This window comes from Flavobacterium sp. FPG59 (assembly GCF_002150205.1).
Lineage (GTDB): Bacteria > Bacteroidota > Bacteroidia > Flavobacteriales > Flavobacteriaceae > Flavobacterium.
Genome location: NZ_MTCA01000197.1, coordinates 1 through 5,694, shown reverse-complemented (window position 1 = coordinate 5,694; position 5,694 = coordinate 1). Strand labels below are relative to the sequence as shown.

4 protein-coding genes are annotated in these 5,694 nt (G+C 32.5%); all 4 read left to right on the top strand.

Translation table 11 applies throughout. The features are described 5' to 3' along the window. Positions 1 to 23: 23 nt before the first annotated feature. The 4 genes from FPG59_RS13255 to FPG59_RS13240 all read left to right on the top strand — a co-directional run bounded on the left by FPG59_RS13255 (position 24) and on the right by FPG59_RS13240 (position 5,680). A complete protein-coding gene (locus FPG59_RS13255; protein ID WP_369596820.1) occupies positions 24 to 326 on the top strand; it encodes a DUF4834 family protein in 303 nt (100 codons plus the stop codon). A 53-nt stretch (positions 327 to 379) separates the two neighbouring features. After that, positions 380 to 2,797, top strand: a complete 2,418-nt coding sequence (locus FPG59_RS13250; RefSeq protein WP_086455066.1) for a YfhO family protein — start codon at positions 380 to 382, stop codon at positions 2,795 to 2,797. A 61-nt stretch (positions 2,798 to 2,858) separates the two neighbouring features. Continuing rightward, positions 2,859 to 4,148 carry a glycosyltransferase family 4 protein gene (locus FPG59_RS13245; RefSeq protein ID WP_086455065.1) on the top strand — a complete coding sequence of 430 codons (1,290 nt, stop codon included), beginning with the start codon at positions 2,859 to 2,861 and terminating at the stop codon, positions 4,146 to 4,148. Positions 4,149 to 4,186: 38 nt separating this feature from the next. After that, a complete protein-coding gene (locus FPG59_RS13240) occupies positions 4,187 to 5,680 on the top strand; it encodes a lipopolysaccharide biosynthesis protein (RefSeq protein WP_086455064.1) in 1,494 nt (497 codons plus the stop codon). Positions 5,681 to 5,694 lie beyond the last annotated feature (14 nt).

Here is a 5,694-nt window from a genome sequence, read left to right as displayed (position 1 = left end):
ATATAGTTCTGAATTTATTATTTTTGGAAAAAATTACCTTTATGCAAACAGCTTCTTTTAAAAGTGTTTTAAATACAATTTTATTTATCATTGCATTTTACTACATATTCAAATTTTTAGCAAAACTATTTTTGCCATTAATTATAAAAAAGGTAGTAGAAAAAGCAGGGCAAAACATGCAACAACAGCAGTATCAGCAAAAATCTTGGAACAATACACAGCAACAGCAGCAACAAGATGAAATAATTTATAGCACAGAAAACGTAAAAAAACCTCGCGAAACTAAAAAAGTAGGGGATTACGTGGATTATGAAGAAATAGATTAAACCGTTTTGCTTGAACCACATCAATACATTTATTAAATCCAATACATTATAAATTGAAAATAATTAATAAGTTTTACCCACACGCTCTTGCCATTTTTGGTTTTGTTCTTGTTTCCTTGATTTACTTTTATCCAGTTTTGCAAGGAAAACAAATTTTCCAATCGGATATTGTTCAATATACAGGCATGGCCAAGGAGCAAAACGATTTTAGAGCCACAAATGATGTAGAACCGTATTGGACTAATTCAGCCTTTGGTGGTATGCCTACGTATCAATTAGGAGCCAAGTATTCGCATGATTATATTGGTGCTCTGGATGATGCATTGCGATTTTTACCTCGTCCTGCTGATTATTTATTTCTTTACTTTTTAGGTTTTTATGCATTATTATTAGTGCTGAAAATAGATCCTCTAAAGGCCTTCTTCGGAGCCTTGGCTTTTGGATTTTCCACTTATTTGATTGTTATTTTGGGTGTAGGGCATAATGCAAAAGCACATGCAATTGGGTACATGCCACTTGTTGTTGCGGGATTTATTTTGGTTTTCCAAAAAAAATACGTGTTGGGTGGATTGATCACACTTTTTGCGACAGCATTAGAGATCAATGCAAATCACTTTCAAATGACGTACTACCTCTTGATTTTCCTTTTAATACTTTCGGGGTATTTTATATACAAACACATAAAGGATAAAGAATATAAGACGTTACTATATTCTTTTGGAGTTCTAGCAGTTGCTGGTATTTTTGCGCTTGGTGCCAATGCAACTAACTTATTGGCTACTTCTGAATATACTAATTTCAGTATCAGAGGCAAAAGTGAGCTTACTTTTAACCCTGATGGGACTAAAAACCAGACTACTTCATCTATGTCTAAAGATTATATTACCGAATATAGTTATGGCGTAATGGAAAGCTTTAACCTTATTGCTCCTCGTCTTTTTGGAGGTTCAAATAATGAAAAAGTAGGCAAGGATAGTCACATGTTTGAATTCATGATAGGACAAGGAGTTCCAGAGGATCAAGCAACTGATTTTGTCTCAGGAATGCCTACCTATTGGGGAGATCAACCCATCGTAGCTGCACCAGCTTACATAGGAATTGTAGTTTTCTTTTTGGCAGTGATGGCTTTGTTTTTAGACCAAAGAAAAATTAAATACGTTTTCTTAGCAGGCGCATTTGTTTCCTTACTGCTTTCTTGGGGAAAAAATTTCCCTCTATTAACTGATTTTTTTATTGAGTACATACCGTTGTATGATAAGTTTAGAGCAGTGTCCTCTATTCAGGTAGTTTTAGAAATGTGCTTTCCAGTACTTGCAATAATGGGATTGCAAGCATATTTCAAATCAGATAAAAATGCGCAGTGGAAATCTTTGTATGAAACAACAATTCTTTCTTTAGGTATACTTCTTATTTTGTTTTTAAGTAAAAGCATGTTTAGTTTTTCTGGTGGTACTGATGCGTATTTTCAAGAAAGCTATGGTCCTGACTTTGTCAACGCTTTGAAGGAAGATAGAATGAGTTTGTTTAGTGCAGATTTGCTTCGCTCTGTTTTCTTTATAATATTGGTAGCTGGAGTTTTGTGGATGTCTTTAAAGGAGAGATTTGCACAAAATACTGCTATTGTAATCGTGGGTCTATTGATGGTTTCTGACTTGTTTTTTGTTGCTAAAAATTATGTTTCAGGTAAAGATTTTGTGAGCAAGTTTCAAGTAGAAGCTCCTTTCCAAGAATCTCCATCAGATGCGGAAATTTTAAAAGACACGTCAAATTATAGAGTATTTGAGGTAGGAGATATTATGGGTGCTAGAGCCTCTTATTTTCATAAATCTATTGGGGGTTACAGTGCTGTGAGACCAAGAAGAATGCAGCAATTACTGGATTATCAAATTGTAAAAAATAATATCGAAGTGCTGAACATGCTTAATGTGAAGTATTTGATACAGAAAGATAAGGAAGGGAAAGAATTTCCGGTTGCTAACCCTGATGCCAATGGAAATGCTTGGTTTGTAAGTCAGGTGAAACAAGTAAATTCTCCCGATGCCGAAATGAAAGCTTTGGATAAATTAGATTCTAAAAATACGGTTGTAATTAATACAAAGGAGTTTCAAGTAAAAAATACGGCTTTCGCCAAAGATAGTGCGGCTACAATATCTGTAGTTACATATAAACCAAATTACATCAATTATACTGCTACCAATAAAAATGAAGGCTTCGCCGTATTCTCTGAAGCTTATTATGGCAAGGGTTGGAATGCTTACATTGACGATAAAAAAGTAGATCATTTGAGAGTTGATTATCTTTTAAGAGGATTACCAATACCGGCAGGAAAACATAAAATCGAATTTAAGTTTGAGCCTCAAGTTGTAAAAACGGGCAGTATGATTACGCTGATAAGTGCAGTTGGAATATTATTACTACTGATTGGGGGAATTTATTACGAAAAAAAGAAGATCTCGAAGAACGTTGATTAGTTCATGTTGTTTTATATTTTCGGAGTAGTTGTCAGGAATATTTTAATTCAACAGGAATAAATTGAAAAATAATAAAGTTTTAATAATTACCTATTATTGGCCACCAGCGGGAGGACCAGGAGTACAGCGTTGGCTTAAGTTTGTAAAGTATTTGCCAGATTTTGGCGTTCAGCCTATTGTTTATATTCCGGAGAATCCTACCTATCCTATTGTGGATCAAAAACTTGTAAGTGAGGTGTGTGATAAAGCAATTATTATCAAGCATAGGATTTTTGAGCCTTATCAATTGGCCTCTTTTTTATCCAAGAATAAAACTCAAAAAATGAATTCAGGGATTATTCCCAATCAAAAAAAGCAATCTTTTTTAGATAAAACTTTTCTTTGGGTTAGAGGAAATCTTTTTATTCCTGATGCACGCGTTTTTTGGGTAAAACCATCAGTATCATTTTTAGAAAAATACATTCTAGAAAATGATATTGATACCATTATTACTTCGGGGCCACCGCACAGTTTGCATCTTATTGGATTAGAATTAAAACAAAAACTAAATTTAAAATGGTTTGCTGATTTTAGAGATCCGTGGACTACAATAGGCTATCATAAATCCTTACGGTTATCAAGCTTTGCAGCCAAGAAACACAAAGCGTTAGAGCATCAGGTTTTGAATGCTGCTGATACGGTTATTGTAACGAGTAAAACCACTAAAACGGAATTTCAAGCGATTACAAATAAACCAATTTCGGTAATTACCAATGGTTATGATACAGAGCAAATTGAAAAACAAACTTTAGATGTCAAATTTAGCTTAGCACACATTGGTTCTTTTCTTTCTGAGAGAAATCCAAAGATGTTATGGGAAGTGCTGCTGGAACTGCTAGAGGAAATCCCTAGTTTTAAATTGAATTTAGAAATAAAACTAATAGGCGCAGTCAGTCAAGAGGTTTTAGAAACGATTTCTCAATTCGGGTTAAATGAATATTTGAATAATCTGGGTTATGTTTCACATGCAGAAGCTATTGCGCACCAAAGAAAGTCACAGGTTTTGTTGCTAATCGAAATCAACTCTGAAGATACTAAAAGCATTATCCCAGGGAAACTTTTTGAATACATGGTTTCCAATAGGCCTATTATAGCAATTGGGCCTGAAGATTCTGATTTTGCTGAAATTATTACGAATACCAACACAGGTGTATTTTTTGACTATTCTGAGAAAATGAAACTTAAAAGAGTAATTTTAGACTTTTATGATCAATTTTTAGAAGGAAGGTTGCAATCCAATGGAGTTGGTTTACAAAACTATTCTAGAAAAAACCTTACTAAAGAATTAGTTCAATTGCTTAACAAAATATAGTAAAGTAAAGCCTGTTTGTGTTTTACAATCATTAAATAATGGGAATAGTATTAAATCAATCATTAAAGAATACCATAATTACCTACGCCGGTTTTGGGATAGGAGCATTAAATACACTTTATTTATATCCTATTTTTTTAGGTGCTACGTATTACGCTCTAGCTAATTATATTTTATCTGTTGCCAATGTGATTATGCCTTTGTTTGCAATAGGAATGCAAAACACATTAGTCAAGTTTTATTCTCAATACAAAACAGATGAGGAGAAAGCTCAGTTTTTATCCTTTACTGTTTTGTTTCCGTTATTGTTGTCTATTCCTATAATATTTATTGGTTTTTTGTTTTTTGATGACATTTTATTTTTTGTTTCTAAAAAAAATCCAATTGTAAAAGATTTTATTTGGCTGATACCGTTTATAGGTTTGTCAATGGCATATTTCGAGATTTTTTACGCATGGGCAAGAGTACATATGCACTCCGTTTTTGGCAATTTCATGAAAGAAGTTGGACTTCGGGTCATGTCTTTAATGGCGCTTGTGGGCGTGTATTGTCAATGGATAAGCATTGTAGATTTTATATATATTATGGCAGGAATTTATTTTTTAGCACTTGTTATTACAATGGCATATGCGTTTTATGTTAAGATGCCTAGTTTTCAAATTGCGGTGCCTAAAAACGTTAAAGACATTTTAGAATATACTTTTTACATCATTTTATCTGGAAGCGTTGCAAATTTACTTTTAGACGGTGATAAAATCATGTTAAATCAATATATGATTATTGATAATATAGCGTACTATTCAATTGCTACTTTTATAGCGCTCGTAATTTCTGTTCCTAGTAGAGCTATGCACCAAATTGTGTATCCGATTACCGCTAAATTGATGCATGATAATAAACTCACCGAGTTAAACGCTTTGTATAAAAAAACATCAATCAATTTGCAGGTTGTAGGAGGTTTTGTCATGCTAGGTATTTTTGTTAATATCAATCAGTTGTATGAAATAATTATTTTAGGCCTTACAGATCCAGCTGAAAAAGAATTGTATCTAGGCAGTATTACGGTGGTTTTTATGATTGGTTTGTCTAAATATTTTGATCTTATTTTAGGTAATAATAATGCTATTATTTTTAACACTAAATATTATCGTACCGTTTTGTTTTTAGGTGTTTTTCTTGTAGTTGTAGCGGTAGGTTTGAATGCCATTTTTATACCACTATATGGCATTATGGGATCTGCATTTGCTACTTTATTGTCAATTACATTTTACAGTATAGCAAAGTTATTATTTGTGGTAAAAAAACTTCATTTGTATCCATTTACAAAAAAAACTTTACATTCATTGGGGATTACTGCTGTATTATTTTGTATGTTTTATTTTTGGGATTTTCCTTTTAATCCTATTTTAAATATTTTACTGAAATCAATCTTGATTACAGTATTGTATGTTTATGTTAATTACAAATTTGTTGTGTCAAATGAGATCAATGATGCTATAAATATGGTTCTCAAAAAAATAAAGTTTTTATAAAGATTAATCACAAC

Bases quoted from the DNA above. Each gene is read 5' to 3' on its own strand.
- FPG59_RS13240 (WP_086455064.1), top strand. From the start codon at position 4,187: ATGGGAATAGTATTAAATCAATCATTAAAGAATACCATAATTACCTAC.